We start from the raw sequence: 18443 nt of genomic DNA, 5'->3' as shown, positions 1-18443 counted from the left end.
AACTGGTTAAAGTGTTGCTGTTGCACCGGCAGCTTCTGCATGCTCTTCCTGTGCTAACCACAGGTCGTCCAGGCGCAGCTGCTGTATGAAGTTCTTCACCTCATTGATACGGGTGTACATGATGTCATCCTTTTCAAATACCGGCACTATCTGCCTCAGCTTCCTGTACATTTTGCCGGTGATGCCGGAGAGACGGTCCTGTGCTTCCAGGTAATCTACTGCCTGCAGGATGGTGATCAGGTGGATGGCTATTACTTCGTAGGTATTCTCTATCACTTTGTTGCAAAGCAATGCGGCATTGGTGCCCATGCTCACTATATCCTGGTTATCATTATTGCAGGAAATACTGTGGATGTATACTGATGAGGAGAGTGACTGGTTCTCTGCCACGGTAGAGGTAGCAGTGAACTGGGTGCCCTGCATGCCCAGGTTCAGTCCCAGTACGCCCAGGTTCACAAATGGTGTGAGCCTGCCGTTCAGTTTATTGTTCATCAGGAAGTTCAGCTGCCGTTCGCACAGCATGGAAAGCTTGGTCACGGCCAGTTTCAGCTTATCCATTTCAAGCGCCACATAATCTCCGTGGAAGTTGCCGCCGTGGTACACAGAACGGCTGGCTACATCTATTACGGGATTATCGTTCACAGAATTCAGCTCGTTGATGGTCACTTTCTCTGCGTTGAGGATAGTATCCAGGATGGGGCCCAGTATCTGTGGCACACATCTCACAGAATAATATTCCTGTACCTTCTCCTGGATAACTTTTTCAACAATTTCTTTTTCATAGAGGTGATCAGCACGTTTCTTCACTGAAGCACTGTCGCTCAGCAGCTGTTGCATAATGGCGGCAATGCGTTGCTGTCCGTCATGCCATTTCACGCTGTTCAGTTCTTTTGAGTAGTGATCTGTATAGGCTTCTATCAGTTCTGCAATGATGCAGCTGGTGAAGACGGTCCAGCAGAGCAGGTTACGTGCTTTCAGTACGTTCACCAGCCCTATTCCGGTCATGGCAGATGTGCCGTTGATCAGGCCCAGTCCTTCACGCAGATGGATCTTCAGCGGGGTGATATTATTATCTCTGAATACTTCTTTTGTGGGCACCTTTTTTCCATCTACAAAGCTTTCTCCCTCTCCTATCAGGCACAGGGCCAGGTGAGCCAGCTGTACCAGGTCTCCGCTGGCGCCTACGCCACCGTGCTCCAGCACCAGGGGAGTAATATTCTTATTGATCATTGAGCTGAGAATGTTGGCAGCATCGGGATGTACACCGGAGTAACCACGGGACAGGTTGCTTAAACGGGCCAGCATCAGGGACCTCACAAAGGTGCTATCCAGCGGTTTACCGGATCCTGCAGAGTGGGAACGGATAAGATTATACTGCAGGTTGATCTGGTCTTCCGCATCTATGCGGTATTGGGCCATAGGGCCAAATCCTGTGTTGATACCATAAATAAGGCCGCTGCGGGAAAACTCTTTCAGGAACTCATAGCTGCCGTACATGGCGCTCATGGCTTTATCGCTGATGGTTACAGGTTTTCCCCTGAATACGACATTATATATATCTTCAATTGTCAGTTTGTTTTCTCCTATAGTAGTCATGTTATTATAGATTTTGGTTTAAATATTTTTTGGTACGGGTTATAACAGAAGTAGTAAGATTATACAGAAAAAAAAGGTTGATACCTGCGGCGAAGAACACTTTCAGATAATGTCTGACCACTTCGAACATTTCTCCTTCAGGACGTTTATAGAGCAGGCCGGATATATCATGGTAGTTCTTTATGGTGAGCCGTGTCAATGCAAACATGAGAGCGGCCATAATGCAGAAGTATAGTAAGCTGTATGCGAACAGCGGAATTTCTTTTTTAAAGGGCGTATTGTTTCCGGTATCTTCTCCCTGTAAGTAACGGTGGTAGAAGTATTTCGGATAAGCCCGCGCCTGGGCTGTAAGGTTAGGAAGGTCGAACCCGTCGCTGTAAAGCCAGTACCCGTCATTACGCAGGAATGGGTTGGTGGCATACAGGCACATCAGGGTGTTGGTGACAAAGAAGGCCTTCACTACTATACTGAACAGAGAATGATGTTGTACCAGTGCATATATTGCCAGCAGCACCAGGTTGATGATCAGCTGAAAATAGATGCCTCCGCAGTTCACCATCACACGTTTCTTTTTGTCCAGCAGCCATATCTTCGTCACATCTGCAAAGAATACAGGGAATACCAGGTAAAACCCCAGGCCTATTTCCTTTGTAGGCATATTGAAGCGGGCGGCTGCCGAGGCATGTCCCATTTCATGCAGTACACCTACTATTGCCACAAATGCGTAACTGCCAACTATGAAATAAAGAGAGTCTTTAATGGTTACCGTACCTCCGGCAAACCATTGATGAAAGATCAGGTAGAACAGGAATGAAAAAGTAGCTATACCACCTACCAGCATCAGTGGTATCATGAGCGATGTGCTGAATAAATGTTTTCCTGTCTGCGCCCAGCGGTTTATCTGTTCTGTTCCCAGTAGCCGTATACGTCCGCGGATATATTGGCTGGCACCTGTCCCGTTTCCGTCCTGGTCATAGATCTTGTCCAGGATATCCTGTTTCAGTATGGTAGCTATGCGCTGTTCTTCCAGCTCTGCGCCATACTGAGCGCGTACATTTTCACGGATGCCTGACAGGCTTACTCCTTTCTGCAGGTCCCGGATAATGTGATACAGGATGTGACCTATATACAGCACTTTACCGTTACTATACAGGGCGTACCTGTTATTTTCCAGCGCGTGCAATTCCACTGCCCTGAAGGCCATGGTTAACTCAGGATAAGACATTGTGAAAAAATGAAGGTGAAAAAAGGGGGTGAAGTGTTTTACCGGGGGGAAAAGAAAGGAAGGAAAAGGAGGGCTGTACGGTCTTATACAGCCCGCTATTCCTTCTCGTTCTTTTCATTTTGCTGCTGACTGGAGTGGCTGAGGATGCAGGTCCTGGAGCTTTACCGTGCTCAGTTGTACCGTCTGTTGCATGTATTGATGCCTTGCCAGATGCGGTGTGGTGTCTGAACCTCTCATTCCTTCTGATAACCTTACGGGGTTAGATCCTGTCAGCAGGGAAGATGATCTGATTAGTTAGCTTCAACTGCCGCTTTCTCAACGTCCAGGCTCAAGCTTTCAGGAGCAGCGGTTGTACTTACCTGTACTGTTTCCAGTCTTTCTTCTAAAACAACAGCTGAAAGACCATCCTGGTAAGAAGCTTCGTAGTTAGCGGTTTTTTCCGGGTAGTTTGCGTTTTTCTGTGACATGTGATTTTGGTTTAAAGGGTAAATAATTGAATTGATGTTTAAGGGTTTAATTTGTGGTCGCCTAAGCGGGCCGGGTTAAGCTGAGATGAAAGGCTTATACAGCGGCAGCGCTTTCGTCATCCAGGCTCAGGCTCTCAGGAGCAGCAGTTGTGCTAACCTGTACAGTTTCCAGTCTTTCTTCCAGAACTACGGTTGACAGTCCTTCTTCAACGGTTACGATTTTCTTGTCCATGATTTGTGTTTTTAAATGTTGATTGATAAAATGATTGCCTACTCTTTCAGGTTTTCGGCTTCCCCTTTTTATTTATAATTGGCCAACAATAAATCACAGTAATAATACCGGGCTCCAGCTGCTCATTTTGTTATGGGTATGAAATGCCAGCGTTAATCCTACTCCTGCCAGTCCTTCCAGGATTTCTTTCTCTTTTCCGGCAAACCGGTCTTCAGCCAGGTCTTTATCCAATAGCCGTAAAGTTTCAGAGATCCAGTACCGGTAGCCTTCCAGCAGGCTTTCATTACCTATCATTTCAAACAATTTCCGGTATAGTTCCGCCACGCCGGCGGCGCCGTTCATGATACTGGCATTGTATACGCCTGTATCCTTTTCTTCTCTGCGCAGCAGGGTGTTCAGGGCTATGAACGTTGCAATGCGGGTATAGTGTTCATTTTCCAGCAGCAGGCCGGTCTTGTAAAGCAGTATGGCATGTCCGGGGTCACTATTCCGCCACCAGAGGTGGTTATCGTAATGGGCTTCCCGCTGCTCATTATCTATAAGGTAGGGGAAGATGGCGCTTCGTCCTGACTGCTGGTCTACTTCCTGTCTCCATCTTACCAGCTGCTGTACGTTCTCTTCCAGGAGTTGCGCCAGCAGTTGGCTGCTTGTAATGGCTGTTAGTTTCTCCAGTACTGTCAGTATTCCTGCAATTCCCAATGCCAGTCCTGTATCTATTTTCCCTTTTTGTCCGAAAGGAGCCCCTGGCTGCCCGAACCGGGCTTTGATCCACTGTTCCGGGAGGGCTTCCCAGGCTTTCAGGAAGGTTACCCTGGAAGTCATATGTCCCGGCAGGGCTAGAAAGTAACTGACCATTCCGGTCCATCCGTCCAGGTATCCCCACGATGCCCATTCCCTTGTCAGCCACCCGGAGGCCATCAGCCTGCCGTTAAACCGTTCTATCCGTTCGTACAGCCATCCTGCGGGCCCCTGTCCTTTATGTATCCTGTTCACCACGTCTGCAAGACAGTTCAGGAAGAAAGGCGCTTCTTTATCGGCCGTTATTGCTTCTGTATCCGCTATTTCCAGCCACTGCAGCACACCTTCCAATACTTCGTCCTGCTTTTGCCTGTAACTGCTCCGGCCCGTGATAACAGAAAGATGATGGTAAAACAGCGCCAGGGATATGTCTCTCAGGGTGAACTGCCTTGTGTCTTCAAAATGCCTGTCTATGGACTCTATTATGCCGGTCAGGTGTGGATCGCTTATGGAAACAGATTCTATCATCGGATTTCTTTGCTTATACCAGGAAGGTCATTCCGGTAAGGGTGGTAGGTAAGGTCTCAGGGGAATTTCTTCTTCCGCCCTTGATTTGTACGTCATTTATCATTATTTTTATAACAACCTTCTTTTTCAGTTGTAATCTGCTGTTTGCATTGTTGATGTTAGTTTTCATACAAAAAGGGGATTTTAAAGTTTGTAATTAGTTTTTGATCAAAGTTTTTGCCCGTTCTTAGCTTTCGTTCCCTTCTCTCTCTGTGTGCCCGGCTATCTGTGCTTTGATGACTCAAAAATCGAAAGAAGTCCGAACAAGCTAAAATCCGTTACACCAAATAGCCCAATTCGTACACAAAACCTCTTTTTTGATGAAAAATCCCGGAAATACCTCTCCGGTCATAGCACAGGAAAAGGGACAAATACCCGCTACCAACGGACGTTTACGTATATTTTACCTCCATTTGCTCATCTGGGCCCTCTATTTCCTGTATGAGAATGGCATGGTGATCCTGCTGGACCCTGCCAAACTGAATCTTGTATCTACAATCCTCTATTTCTGCCTCAATGCGTTCATTTTCTATGTAAACAGCTTTATACTGATACCCTGGTTTGCCTATAAAAAGCGCTATATCCTGCTGGTGCTTGCCACTATTGGCCTGGCCTTGCTGTACCTGGTGCTGAATTATGGCCTTACACGCTTTATGGCAACTGTTCACATCGCCACCATGTATGCTATATCTTCCATGCGGGAATTTGTGATATTGCGCCTTATCCGCTTCATTTATTTCATATCCATCAGCTATGGTTACACCCTGGCTATCAACGCTATACACGCAGAAAGGAACATGCGCCGGCTGGAGCAGGCCAGGAATGAAGAGTCTCAGAAACGCATACAGCTGGAAAAAGAGGTGTTGCTGTCCAACCTGAGCTACCTGCGCTACCAGATCCAGCCTCATTTCCTCTTTAATACCCTCAGCTTTATCTATACACAGGTGTTCAAATGCTCTAAAGAAGCTTCCCGCAGCGTTATGCTGCTGTCAGACATTATGCGTTATGCCCTGCATAACCCGGAAGATGGCAAGACCAGCCTGGAGAAAGAGATACAGCATATCCGCAACCTGATAGAGATACACCAGCTGCGTTTTAATGACCGGCTGTACATCAACTTTGAATGTGATGAGGACCCTGCCATGAAATACATGCGCATCCTGCCCATGCTGCTCATCACCTTTGTGGAGAACCTGTTTAAATACGGGGAAGTGAACGATCCAAACCATCCCGCTGTGATTAAAATCAATATACATGATGATACAATGCACTTTCATACCAGCAACAGGAAGATCCCTGTTTCTTCCGCCATGATCAGTGGAAGTATAGGCCTCGCCAATGTGAAAAAGCGGCTTGACCTGGAATACGGACCCACCAGGTACAATCTGCAGATCAATAACCTTGAAGAACATTACGCACTCGACTTAACCTTAAAATTGTAGCCCATGCTAACCTGCATTATCATAGATGATGAGCAGCACGCACTTGACCTGCTGAAAGAATACATTTCACAGGTGCCTTACCTTGACCTGAAGGAATCTTTTGACAAGCCGCTGGAGGCTCTTCATTACATTAATCAGAACAGTGCAGATCTCATATTTGTAGACATACAGATGCCCCAGCTTTCAGGCCTGGAATTCATTAAGCTCACTAACCGTCAAACCCGGATCATCATCACTTCCGCCTTCAGGGAATACGCGCTGGAAGGCTTTGAACATGAAGTAGTGGATTATCTCCTGAAACCAATATCTTTTGACCGCTTCCTGAAGGCCGTACAAAAAGCCATGAACCAGGTAGCCTTTGACGATGATGATAAGAAAGGAGATAAACAGGGAGACTTCATCGTAGTAAAAACAGATGCGAAGAACAAACTCCTGAAAATAGACCTGAAAGAGATATGCTATATAGAGGGACTGAAAAACTATGTAGCTATTTATACAGACCAGCAGAAGGTGATCACGCTGCTGAACATGAAAGACATTGAAGATACCCTTCCTAAAGATCAGTTCATCAGGGTACACAAATCCTATATCATTGCTATCGAAAAAGTAAAATCCATTGATGGCAACCAGATATTCCTGAAGAATATAAAAGAAGGGATATTACTGAGCGACACATACAAAACGGCTTTCCTCAATATACTGAAGCAAAATCTGATAGGAAATAAACGTAAGATCTGAGCGCGGAGCAGCGGGGGACAGGCTGCACTTTATCCGTAATACCGGTACTACGCCCATACCTGCCGGTGCAGTGTAAATCGTTTTCCAATGAAATTATCCTTTTTTCCTACGCTTATGTTGCGGCTGCCTGCCCTTCCATTCAACAGGCAGGACGCTAACAGCAAAGTGCCTGAACTGCGTGCTTTGCTGAACAACGATGCTTTCATGGAAAGCATCAGGGTAGCATCTTCCGTCCTGTATGAAGAATGCCTGAAAGTAAGGGAGACGGGTACGGTGGATAAAGACCCGAAACGTACCAGTAAGCTCATCTATACGCTTGTTAAATACTATAACCGTATGCGCAGCCGCTGCACGCCCTTTGGCACTTTTTCTGCCTTTGGGCTGCTGCAATGGGGAGAAAGAACAGACATCATTACCAACAATGCTACATGGGAAAAACGTCTGCGGCCGGATATGGATTTCCTGTGCAGCCTGGCCAGCCAGCTGCAACAGGACAGTGCTATACGCCGGAGCCTCCGTTATTTTGCCAATTCATCCCTGTATAAGCTGGGAGACGAGTACCGTTACTATGAATGCTACTTTGAAGAGCAGCAGAAGAAATACCAGATCAGTGCAGTAGAAACCTCTTCCCTGCTTGACAACCTGCTATTGTTATGCCGCGAAAGGAATGGCGCCACTTTCACAGAACTGCTCACATACATCTGTGAGGCAGAAGATGTTCCTGAAGATGAAGCGGCCGGCTACCTGGAGGCGCTGGCAGATAACCAGGTACTGGTTACTGACCTCACCGTACAGATCACGGCGGGTGATTACCTCCGGCAGATAATGCGCGTAGTGGAAGCAGCAGATATGGGAAACATGACAGTGCAGCTGAGAGAAATATCCCGCTTATGTGCGGATGAAGGACAGGATATGATCTCCCGGTTAACAGCATTATCTACCATAATGGAGAACATGGGGATTCCGTGCGACCGTAATAAGCTTTTCCAGGTAGACAGCAGGGTATCTCTGCCCGATGCTACACTGGACCAAGCCCTCAGGGAAGAACTGGCCGGCGCAATACAGGCGTTACATGTGCTGTGCAGCGGCCGCAAAGGCTCTCCCTGGCTGCAGGGCTTCAAGGAAAAATTTGCCGCCAGGTATGAGAACAGGCCGGTATCACTGGCAGAAGTAACAGATCCTCATACGGGCATTATCAATACTAATGATGAAGGGTACGTTGACTATGGCGATCCCTGCCTGAACCAGCTTAACCAGTATTCTTCCTCCTCTTCACAACATGGCGGCATGCCGGCTTCCATACCGGATATTATCAGGGATTTCCTTACAGAGAAATTATTATACGCTTATAAACACGACGTATATACAATATCCCTTACTGACAGCGATATTCAGCAACGGCTGGCTGCTGCGCTGCCTGTCCCTCAGCCATTGCCTGATACATTTGCCGTCATGTTCCAGGTGCTGGCAGATCCTCTTGCACATATATTCATTGAAAGTGCCGGCGGCAATACCGGCACTTCCCTGCTGGGCAGGTTTGCCCGAAAAGATGATGATGTGCATGCGCTCCTGAAAGAAATTGACCAGTTTGAAAGAAATAGCCACCAGGATAGTATACTGGCGGGAATTGTTCACCTGCCGGAAGACCGTATAGGCAACGTACTGCTGCATCCGGCCACCCGGCAGTATGAGATACCATACCTGGCGCTTTCTGCCGCTCCGGCTGAGCAGCAGCTGCCTATAGATGATCTCTATCTTACCCTTCAGCAGGATACGTTACAGCTATATTCACATAAGCTGCAAAAGCCGGTCATCCCCTATATTGACAATGCCCATAACTACGAATACAAGACGCTGCCCTTATACCGGTTGCTGGGGGAATTGCAAAGCGGCTCCCGGCAAAAGCAGCTTACCTTTTCCTGGAACATCCGCTTACCGGGCGTCCATTTCTATCCACGGGTACAGTATAAGCGTATCATTCTGAGCCTGGCCAGGTGGGAGTTTTCCGGAGAAGAGTTTGCCGGCTACCAGCAGCTACCGGAAGAAGAACGCATACGAGCCTTTCAGCTCTTCTGTGAAAAATGGAAGATACCCCGCTTCTTCCTGCTGGCAGAGGCAGATCAGACACTACTGGCAGATCGTGAAGATGATCTCACTATACATACCTTCCTCTCTGAGGCAAAGAACAGGGAAACCGTTATACTGAAAGAAAGCCCCGATCCGGCGCCAATAGTGAAGGATGCGCAGCATAATATCTATGCCCATCAACTGATTACCATAGCGCAGGCGGGGCCAGAAACGGCTGCCGGCAAAGCGGCCCCGCAGGTACATACCACCGCTGTGCTGACAAGAGATTTTCCACCGGGCACAGAATGGACTTATTATAAGATATACTGTAACCCGGGCAAGGCCAACGATATGTTGTGCCAACTGCTGCTGCCACTGGCAGAACAACTGCTGGAAGAACAGTATACAGATAGCTGGTTCTTTATCCGCTATGCAGATCCGCATCCTCACCTGCGCATCCGTTTCCATCTGAAAGATGTATCCTTTGCAGGGCAGTTAAAACGGATGTTGTATGATCAGTTAAGAGAAGCTTTCAGGGAGAGGTTTATCTGGAAGATACAGGCAGATACTTATAACAGGGAGATAGAACGTTACGGACTGCACACCATGACAGATGTGGAACAGCTTTTCTTTTCAGACAGTGTGTTCATTGGCCGTGTTCTGCAATGGCAGTGGCAACAGCCGGATGCAACAGTGCTGTTACTGTCTGCGCTGCGTTACACGGATGAGCTGCTGGATATGTTCGGATTTACATTGCCGGAGAAGATCGCATTTTCCCAGATCATGCAGGAAAGCTTTGATAAGGAGTTTGAAACAAACAGGCCGGTGAAAGATATACTGAACCGTTACTTCCGTAACCAGACCAGCCGTATGCAGGACTGGCTGCAAGAGGGTGAAGACCTGTCTGCATACCCGGCATTAATTGAGCTGATAACATGGAAGCAGGCACATATGGCTCCGGTGGTAAAACGTATTGTTGAACGGATGTCTCCTTCTCTCAGGCAGTCATTGCCGGGAAGCCTGATCCATATGCACTTTAACAGGTTGTTCCCGGTAGCACAGAGAAGGTATGAAATGATTGCGTATACGTTGCTGAATAAGTATTATAAATCATGGCAGGCAAGGAAACCGAAGGAGACGGTGTAGTATACTTTTGTGATTCGGAAAGGCCGGAAAATTTCTTTCGTCTTCGACGAAAGAAATTTTCCGGAGAAAGGGACTGGCCTGCGGCCGGTTAAGGTTTAACGACGGGATTTATAATCCGGCAGCCAGGGCCTTCCAGTCTTCTAATTCAGGATTTCCTGGTTTTCGTTTTCCAAAAAACTGTGCAATCATCTCTCCTGCTGCGTCAAACACTTCCAGCGATGTAATGATCCCATCTGCAGAAGGTTTCTCCACAATCCATACCTGTGCTATAGCATCCGTTTTCAGGTGCAGATTAAAATCAGGGTCCATCACATTGATCCATGAAGGTATCTCTACTATTTTCTGTACTGTTCCGGTATGTATCTCTATATTTCCGGGATTCCCTACAAATACCATAATCTCCAGGCCGCTGGCAGCCGCTTTTTCCAGCAACGCCTTCACGCTATCTGCCTTAGCCCTGCGTGCAAACCGGCCTTCTGCAATTTCCAGCGCACGCACTCTTGATATCTTATGTTTCATCAACAGGGGAAAGAAATCATGTGTATCCTGCAAGGCAGCCCATCCTTCCAGGAAGGCAGCTGTATCTGCATCTTTATCGTTATACACCGGTACAGCAGGCGCTGGTGCTACAGGGATGGCGAGTGGTTGCTCTGTCGCCAGGAAGTCCTGCGCCAGTTGCTCCCATGCAACCAGGTTGGTATGGTCAGTAGCATAGATCTTGATAATGGCATTCCCCTGTGCGTCGAAGATCTGCCAGGACCTTTTAAACCCTGTTGTTACATCATCAGATACAATGAAACCATATTTCCAGCGGGAGAAGAACATCCGCAGATCTATATCTTTGCCTAATACGGTACCTACATGTTTGTTAGCTGTGTCTACTGTTTCAAATACGCCTTTACGTTCTATTACACAATGTTCATTGCGGGTCAGCACCATAACTTTTCCCAGTTCCGGCATACGCTGCATGAGGGCAGGAAAATCAGGGCGAAGGTGTTTTACAGCTTCGCCGGAGCAGGCTGCCACCAATCCGCCTTCACTCACATGCAGCTGTTGTGCCGCATCCCTTATCCTTACCTTTGGGTTCTGTTCACGGAAAGCTATCCATTGCTCCCTCAATGTCTGTGTTGCAGTTGTGTTCATGTTTTACGATACGTTTATTGCCTTTGGGGCAGGTGATTGAAATAAACCGGCGGCAGCGGCGGTAACCACCAGCGGGTAATTGTAGTGCGGATGTTCAAGTACATTTACATCCACACCAAAGCAGTCTTTAATATGCCGGGGAGTTAACATTTCTTCCACTGTTCCCTGTGCATACATGGTGCCGTTCTTCAGCAACAGTATGCGGCTGGCGTAAGCAGCAGCCAGTTGAAAGTCGTGCAGGACAGCCACGACAAGCACTCCCCGGGAAGCCAGCGTAGCCGCCAGCTGCAATGATAACTGCTGATGCAGTATATCCATTCCCGTTACCGGTTCATCCAGCAGCAGCATTTTCCTGCCTGTATAATCAGCGGTATGCAGGTCAGGCGTTTCCAGCAACTGTGCCAGTACGCGCGCCATCTGCACCCGTTGTTTCTGTCCGCCGGAAAGCGTGGTATACGCTCTTTCTCTCAGATGCTGTACCTGCATTACTTTCAGCGCATAGCTGACTATCTCTTTATCTGAAGAAGAAAGACCTGATCCGTACACAAACCGTCCCATACCCACTACTTCCTCTACGGAGAACGGCTGAGTAAGCATTATCTGTTGTGAAAGCACGGCCCTTACAGCGGCCTGTTCCTTTACAGGCATGCTGCGTAGTTCCCTGTCTTTTATTGCTACGTTGCCGGTATAATGCGGATATTCTCCGGCTATTACTTTCAGCAATGTGGATTTGCCGGCGCCGTTTGCGCCCATGATCACGCACAGTTCTCCGGCCTGTGCATTAAAGTGCACCTTGTCCAGGATAGTTGTCTTTCCTAACTGCAGCGATATATCTTTTACACTCAACATCATGCAAGTATTGTCCGTTTCTCTTTAATGATCAGCCAAAGGAAGAATGGCGCTCCGATAATGGCGGTGATAATACCTACCGGCAGTTCTGCCGGAGCAACGATGGTCCGGCACAAAAGATCTGCTACAGTAAGCAATACTGCGCCTGACAGGGCAGCACCGGGTATGAGTATCCTGTAGTCCGGCCCTGTAAACTGCCTGACTATATGTGGTACTATCAACCCTATGAACCCGATAACACCTGCTACAGCTACTCCCGATGCCACGGCCATAGTGGCAAGGACCACCAGTATAGCTTTCAGCTGCGGTACTTTCACGCCGCTGTGCATGGCCTCTCTTTCTCCTAATGCCAGCAGGTTCAATGCAGGCGCCAGGCGTGGCAAAAAGATCAGCGGGATGACAATAAAAGGTGTGATACCCAGCACGGTTTGCCAGCTGGCGCCTCCCAGGCTGCCGAGCGACCAGAACGTGATACTTCTCAGTTGTTCATTGCTGGCCAGATAGGTCATTAATCCTGTTACTGATTCACATAATGCCCTCACTGCTATACCGGCCAGCAACATGGTAGAGATGACTGCCTGTCCGCCATTGCGGGCAATACGGAAGATGAACAGGGTAGTTAGCAGGGCTCCTGCAAAGGCAGCTATGTTCAGGGCATAGAAATTAAATGCCGGGAAACCGCTGAATACAGGTAGTGCATGCTGGACTATGATCATTACGACAGCCGCCATGGAGGCCCCTGAGCTGATACCTATCAGCCCGGGATCTGCCAGCGGGTTGCGGAACAACCCCTGCAATGCGGCTCCTGCCACACCCAGGCCTGCTCCTATCAGGACACTGAGCACTACCCTGGGTAAACGGATCATCCACAATACCCCTTCCATGTTGGCTTCATAGCTTACAGGCAGCTGTATCCCTATGCGTTTCAGCAATATGGCCACTACCTGAATGGGGGAGATATGCATAGCTCCCGTGCCTGTAGCTATTATTATCATCAGCACCAGCAGTATTCCAAGGAAGGTAATGCTGCCGGTGTGTTTAAATCTTTTTATGTTCATATCAGGAATTAAGCTTCCCGGAAAGTTCCTTCACTGCCTGCACCACACGAGGGCCAAAGCCCGTCAGCAGCTGTCCGTCCATCACAATCACTTTCTTTTGCTTACCTGCGGTTGTCTGGGGGATGCCCTGCACTTTCAGCAGTCCGTCTATGCCACCCATACTTTTCAGGCCATCTTCAAACATCAGGATCACATCGGGGTTTGCTGTTACCAGTGCTTCCGGCGTGAGTGGTTTGAAGTCATTGAAACTACCGGCCGCATTCTGTGCACCGGCCAGGGTAATGATCTTGTCTAACGGTGTTTCCTTACCGGCTACCATCATAGTGCCTGCTCCCCGTGCATAAATGAATAACACTTTTTTAGATTGCTGTTTTACCTGCAGTGATTGTTTCTCTTTATCCAGCTGTTTGCAAAGCTCAGCGCCTTTTGCTGGCACATTCAGCGCGGCTGCTATTGCCGTAATGAGCTTTTTGGTACCGTCAATGGAAAACTCCTGTTTAACCTGTACTGTTTTCACACCTACAGCTTTAAACTGTTCTATCACTGATGGCTGTATAAAATTGTCTGTTGCCAGGATCAGGTCTGGTTGTAATGCCAGTACCGGTTCTGCAGAAATATTACGGTTGTGCCCAACTTTAGGCACCTGGTTCATAGATGCAGGATATGTGCTGGTTACGTCCACTCCTGCAATTGCTTTTTCAAAACCCAGCGCGCATACAATTTCTGTAATGGCGCCGTTCAGCGATACAATACGTTTTGCTGCCTGCTGTGCACTGGCGTTCATTACCAGCAATAAGGCAACAGCAAAGAATAAGATCGCCCTGCGTATCCCTGTAAAGTTCATGATGATGAAAGATGAAAATTGAAAAATGATATGAAAAATAATGGTTGACCCTACCCGGGGTTTGGGCCAACCATCGCTCACCGCGAGCACTTTACTCCGCCATGCTCCGGCAAGTTTCTTTATAATAATGATGTTAAGGTTACAACTGTCCTGTAATCCCGCATATCCTTCAGGATATGATCAGATATTTCAGTTCAGATAAGGCATAGCCTCCCTTTCCGTTCTATCATCAGATCCTGTACAGGCACAACAAATCCTGTATCGGAACCTCATGATATTCCGGGTGTGTAATAGTTTACCGTGATGAATTAAAAATTATTCTCTACCAGCCATTTTGATATAAGGATATACCAGCGTGGTACTGACAGGTATGCGGCGGAGTAATTGAGTAATGCAAAGCTATGTCATAGAAATGTAACCAACTAATCGAATCGGGAAAATTTTATGACAATCTTTACGCAAAAAGAAATATGGAGGTTAAACCAAATAGTTTCTGAGGTTGTTTATTATACATTACCTATCACCGGAAAAAACACTACCCATATGGATTGGGATGAAATACTGAATCCACTATCGCCATACTACCAGAGTGCGATGCAGGAACAACAACAGCTTGTGAATCTCCAGGATGGACTGATATCATCCGCTAAAAGCCTTCTGGCATCAGTCTATCCGCAGATATATCACCTTGAATCTGCAGGTTATACCGAACTTGATAACACAATTATTTCGGAATGTGTGAAGCTTTCGTGCAGGTTGAACGATATCATCCTCAAATACCAGATCGAAAGATAACTGCTATTGTACTGCGAAAGCCAGCCAGCTGGTGTTAATTCCCGCAACAATACCATACCCGTTCCCCACATTGGAAAAAATGCTGCTTGCATCCAGAGACAGGTCTATTGAACCTCCCAGCCGCTGCTCATAAGTAGCCTGCAGGTACTTATAACCGCCCGCATTCAGGCTGTTGACTTCTACCATCATATAGTCTGACGATACCCGTTTGCTGGTTTGCAATACAAATAACACCTCTTTTCCATTCACTCTTTCATCATTGATCATTACCTCGCTGTAATAGGTGTCTCCGATAATATCGATGAAACTGTTATTGAGTGAAGGGTCCAGCCTGAATTTGACAGTGTCTTTCTTATTGGGCACCATCACCCCTCCCACCATTTCAGCATTATACATACGGATACGGTAATAGTTCGTTTTTGCAACATCGTCTGTCAGTGTAAATCTCACCCTGTTTGTGTTCTTCTGTGCACTTCCGTTTTTGATTGCAGGTTTACCGGGCGTACTATCTTCTGCACTTACACTGGTCAGCCCGCTATCAGCAACATTCAATGTATATTTCTTTCCTTCCTTTGCTACTGCATTGGTTACATAATACCCGCGGCCATTGATCACTTTCCAGTATACCGGCAGGCGTGTTCCGTCTTCCAATATTTCCACTTCGGCATTTTCCAGCGCAGGAAACTGCAGGTTACCATATTCTTTTACCGGTTTGCTTTTGGTAACCCGTATATAGATCAGGCTATCCGGCTGGATAAAACTGTTCAGCACGATCTTATCGCCGTCATATGGAATGGGGATCCTGGATTCTTTCTGACAGGCTGCAAGTAAGCCCGACAGTAATATAATGTAAATGATAGAATAGCGCATCTGCTTAAAATTTTACTGAGTAAGTTACACTGGGAAGAATAGGCAGGATACTTATCTCTGAGAGGTAGCGTTCCTGTTTTTTCCTGTCCGTAACAATTACGAAGAAGAATGGATTATGTTGATTATAAGCATTGTACAGGCTGAAAGTCCAGCTTTTCACCCACCACTTTTTCTTTTTGCTGTAAGTAGCGCTGATATCGAGCCGGTGCATGGATTGGGTGCGGTACTGGTTCCTTTTGCCCATCCAGTCCAGTATGGGTACGTTATCCGGGAAGTCATAAGGAGAACCATCTCCCACACCTTCATAGCTGCCTGTTGGCAGCGTCAGCGGTAGCCCGGAGGTATATTCCCAGCTGGCGGAGAGGTCCCAGTGTTTGCCCAGCCGTTGGTTCAGCACCAGCTCCAGGTCGTGACGGCGGTCATATTTATATGGGAAATATGTGCCTCCGTTCACTCCGGGAAATCTGCGTTCAGACCATGAAAGCGTATATCCTATCCATCCGCGGGTAGTACCCTTTTTCTTTTCCAGCATGATCTCTCCTCCATAGCTCCGTCCCCGCCCGGACACTACTTTATCATCCCAGTTACCTGGCGATGTATTAATGAACGGTGTATACTCCTTGTACTCTATCACGTGGTCCATGATCTTATAATAAGATTCCAGGGAGAAAGTATACATCCTGTTATTTGTTGTTTTAAAGACACCTGCTGATGCCTGCCTGGAATACATAGGCCGCACCTTACCTGTGGAAGGCACCCAGAGGTCAGTGGGAGAATCGATACCCCCACTGGTAAGCAGGTGGAGATACTGCGTCATATGTGTGTATGAGGCCTTCAGCGACCAGTTCTTTGGCAGGCGGTAAATGGCTCCAAGCCGGGGTTGCAGGGTTCCGTAAAAGGTACGTTGCACCAGGAAGCCGGAAGTATGCAATCCTATATTCATCTGTAATGATGGCAGTACTTTCCACTCATCTTCTGCATACAGCAATACTTCCCCTCCCACTGTAGATCCTGCCCCATAACTGGTATCCACAGTTTTTTCCCCCGATCCCTTGTCTTCAAACCGGGATACTCCCGGGGTAAAAATATGAGTAATAGCCCCGCCTCCGAATTTAAATGTATGGTTAGGACCAGGCCGGTATTCCAGGTCCATCCTGATCACCGCGTCCTGCATCCGTGAGTAATACTTACCAAAGAGCTTTATGGTATCTTCACGACTGACCGGCTTATAATTGTAGGAATAGTCTGTATAGAAATAATATTGAGAGTAGTTACCTGTAGTATTGGCAAATAATTTAGGATTGAATACATGGTTCCATCGTAATGTACCGGTATAATTCCCCCAGCTGAACCTTGTTTTTGTTGTTTCATAAACAGTATCCTGCTGACTGACGCCTGATGCCCTGTTCAGCACCAGCTTATCCTGTCCGGTATAAACGCTGAAATGGATCCTGTCCCTTTCAGAAAAGATATGATTCACCTTCAGATTGGCATCATAGAAATATACGTATGCCCGGTTCTCATCGCCATTCTCTGAGGTTGAGTTGAACAGATTGTCTTCCAGCAGGTCTGTATAGGAACGTCTTCCGGATACAACAAAAGAAGTTTTGTCTTTTTTTATGGGCCCTTCTACCATAGCCTTTGCCGCTATCAGCCCTATAGCCGCCTCTCCATGATATTGCTTCATATCTCCGTCTTTCAGGGATATATCCACAACAGAAGATAAACGTCCTCCATACCTGGCGGGGAAGGCGCCTTTATAAAATGCTGCGTCCTTTACAATATCAGGGTTGAATACGGAAAAAATCCCGAACAGGTGTGAAGCGCTGAATACAGGGGTACCATCCAGCAACACCAGGTTCTGATCAGGGCTTCCGCCTCTCACATTCAGCGCGCCACCTCCATCTATTCCGCCTGATACTCCGGGGAGAGCTACAATAGCGCGCATCACATCTGCCTCACCCAGTAACCGGGGCATGGATTTTACGTCTGCCGGAGATACGCTCATCCTGCCGGTAAGCAGGTTGGTCTGGCTCCTGGCATATACGCTGTCTGTCACCACTATTTCCGGTAAACTGTTCTTTGGCGTCAGCACCACTGAGACCTGCGATTTTCCCACTCCTTTCACCGCCAGCCGCTGGGGTACATAACCGATATAGGATACCCACAGGCTGCTGGTGTCCCGGGCCAGTGTAAGACTAAAAAAGCCATATTGATTGGTAATGGTTCCCGCTTCCTGCCTGGGAGAATAGATAGTGGCGCCTATCAGCTTTTCGCCGGTACGTATGTCCTGTACATACCCGCTTACTGTATACACAGGATGTTTTATTTCTGTGAGTACTATTTGTTCTCCTATGCGGGCAAAACGGATATTGTAAGGGTCAAAAATTTCTTCCAGGGCCTTTTTTAATGGTTTATTATGAATGTTGACAGTTATTCTGCGGGACAGGTCAACTATATTCCGGCTATAGGAAAAGCGTATCCCATATTCCTTCTCCAGTAGCCCGCAAACTTCCTCTAATGGCCTGTCTTTTAATACTACTGTCACCTTCGTGCGCCAGTCCCATCCAAACACCTGACCAGGAAGACATATAAACAGTACTCCCAGCAGTATTTTTCCTAATGACATATTGTTTTATAAATTATCATGCTTTCAATACAAAATT

The 18443-nt window shown here is 47.3% G+C and carries 17 protein-coding genes; 4 read left to right on the top strand and 13 right to left on the bottom strand.

The features are described from left to right. Positions 1 to 6: 6 nt before the first annotated feature. From GO493_RS16125 to GO493_RS16100, 7 genes are all read right to left on the bottom strand, one after another. Positions 7 to 1596 carry an HAL/PAL/TAL family ammonia-lyase gene (locus GO493_RS16125; RefSeq protein WP_157307236.1) on the bottom strand — a complete coding sequence of 530 codons (1590 nt, stop codon included), beginning with the start codon at positions 1594 to 1596 and terminating at the stop codon, positions 7 to 9. Between the two features lie 4 nt (positions 1597 to 1600). Beyond that, complete coding sequence (locus GO493_RS16120; RefSeq protein WP_157307235.1) at positions 1601 to 2821, bottom strand: site-2 protease family protein; 1221 nt, start codon at positions 2819 to 2821, stop codon at positions 1601 to 1603. Positions 2822 to 2935: 114 nt separating this feature from the next. Then, positions 2936 to 3058: a hypothetical protein gene (locus GO493_RS31260; protein WP_262885967.1), complete on the bottom strand. Its 123-nt coding sequence runs from the start codon at positions 3056 to 3058 to the stop codon at positions 2936 to 2938. 53 nt (positions 3059 to 3111) lie between these two features. Next, a complete protein-coding gene (locus tag GO493_RS16115; protein ID WP_157307234.1) occupies positions 3112 to 3288 on the bottom strand; it encodes a hypothetical protein in 177 nt (58 codons plus the stop codon). A 94-nt stretch (positions 3289 to 3382) separates the two neighbouring features. After that, complete coding sequence (locus GO493_RS16110; RefSeq protein WP_157307233.1) at positions 3383 to 3520, bottom strand: hypothetical protein; 138 nt, start codon at positions 3518 to 3520, stop codon at positions 3383 to 3385. A gap of 93 nt (positions 3521 to 3613) precedes the next feature. Continuing rightward, entirely contained in the window at positions 3614 to 4786 is a 1173-nt protein-coding gene (locus GO493_RS16105) for a lanthionine synthetase LanC family protein (protein ID WP_157307232.1), read from the bottom strand. Between the two features lie 13 nt (positions 4787 to 4799). Then, the gene (locus tag GO493_RS16100; RefSeq protein WP_157307231.1) at positions 4800 to 4955 is read right to left on the bottom strand and encodes a hypothetical protein; all 156 of its coding nucleotides are present in this window, start codon (positions 4953 to 4955) and stop codon (positions 4800 to 4802) included. Between the two features lie 190 nt (positions 4956 to 5145). Between GO493_RS16100 and GO493_RS16095 the strand changes: the two genes are divergently transcribed. The 3 genes from GO493_RS16095 to GO493_RS16085 all read left to right on the top strand — a co-directional run bounded on the left by GO493_RS16095 (position 5146) and on the right by GO493_RS16085 (position 10218). Then, positions 5146 to 6267, top strand: a complete 1122-nt coding sequence (locus tag GO493_RS16095; RefSeq protein WP_157307230.1) for a sensor histidine kinase — start codon at positions 5146 to 5148, stop codon at positions 6265 to 6267. 3 nt (positions 6268 to 6270) lie between these two features. Then, complete coding sequence (locus GO493_RS16090; protein WP_157307229.1) at positions 6271 to 7005, top strand: LytR/AlgR family response regulator transcription factor; 735 nt, start codon at positions 6271 to 6273, stop codon at positions 7003 to 7005. 87 nt (positions 7006 to 7092) lie between these two features. Continuing rightward, entirely contained in the window at positions 7093 to 10218 is a 3126-nt protein-coding gene (locus GO493_RS16085; RefSeq protein ID WP_157307228.1) for a lantibiotic dehydratase, read from the top strand. 108 nt (positions 10219 to 10326) lie between these two features. On the opposite strand, the gene GO493_RS16080 is transcribed toward GO493_RS16085, so the two are convergent. Genes GO493_RS16080 through GO493_RS16065 form a run of 4 tightly spaced genes read right to left on the bottom strand, consistent with a single transcriptional unit; the run spans position 10327 to position 14112 of the window. Then, positions 10327 to 11361 (bottom strand): hemin-degrading factor, encoded by a 1035-nt coding sequence (locus tag GO493_RS16080; RefSeq protein ID WP_157307227.1) that lies wholly within the window; start codon positions 11359 to 11361, stop codon positions 10327 to 10329. A 3-nt stretch (positions 11362 to 11364) separates the two neighbouring features. After that, the gene (locus tag GO493_RS16075) at positions 11365 to 12213 is read right to left on the bottom strand and encodes a heme ABC transporter ATP-binding protein (RefSeq protein ID WP_157307226.1); all 849 of its coding nucleotides are present in this window, start codon (positions 12211 to 12213) and stop codon (positions 11365 to 11367) included. Beyond that, on the bottom strand, positions 12210 to 13268 hold the full coding sequence (locus GO493_RS16070; protein ID WP_157307225.1) for a FecCD family ABC transporter permease: 1059 nt from the start codon (positions 13266 to 13268) through the stop codon (positions 12210 to 12212). Before GO493_RS16070 ends, GO493_RS16075 begins: the two co-directional genes overlap by 4 nt. Before the next feature lies 1 nt (position 13269). After that, positions 13270 to 14112, bottom strand: a complete 843-nt coding sequence (locus GO493_RS16065; RefSeq protein ID WP_157307224.1) for a heme/hemin ABC transporter substrate-binding protein — start codon at positions 14110 to 14112, stop codon at positions 13270 to 13272. Between the two features lie 543 nt (positions 14113 to 14655). Here GO493_RS16065 and GO493_RS16060 point away from each other — a divergent pair. Continuing rightward, on the top strand, positions 14656 to 14907 hold the full coding sequence (locus GO493_RS16060; protein ID WP_157307223.1) for a hypothetical protein: 252 nt from the start codon (positions 14656 to 14658) through the stop codon (positions 14905 to 14907). A gap of 3 nt (positions 14908 to 14910) precedes the next feature. Here GO493_RS16060 and GO493_RS16055 read toward each other — a convergent pair whose 3' ends face one another. Together GO493_RS16055 and GO493_RS16050 are read right to left on the bottom strand one after the other, a co-directional pair. Further along, positions 14911 to 15777 carry a DUF4249 domain-containing protein gene (locus tag GO493_RS16055; RefSeq protein WP_157307222.1) on the bottom strand — a complete coding sequence of 289 codons (867 nt, stop codon included), beginning with the start codon at positions 15775 to 15777 and terminating at the stop codon, positions 14911 to 14913. Positions 15778 to 15781: 4 nt separating this feature from the next. Beyond that, on the bottom strand, positions 15782 to 18406 hold the full coding sequence (locus GO493_RS16050; protein WP_157307221.1) for a TonB-dependent receptor: 2625 nt from the start codon (positions 18404 to 18406) through the stop codon (positions 15782 to 15784). Between the last annotated feature and the right edge of the window lie 37 nt (positions 18407 to 18443).

Source organism: Chitinophaga tropicalis, from assembly GCF_009758205.1.
GTDB lineage: Bacteria > Bacteroidota > Bacteroidia > Chitinophagales > Chitinophagaceae > Chitinophaga > Chitinophaga tropicalis.
This window is presented reverse-complemented; position numbering and strand designations above follow the sequence as displayed.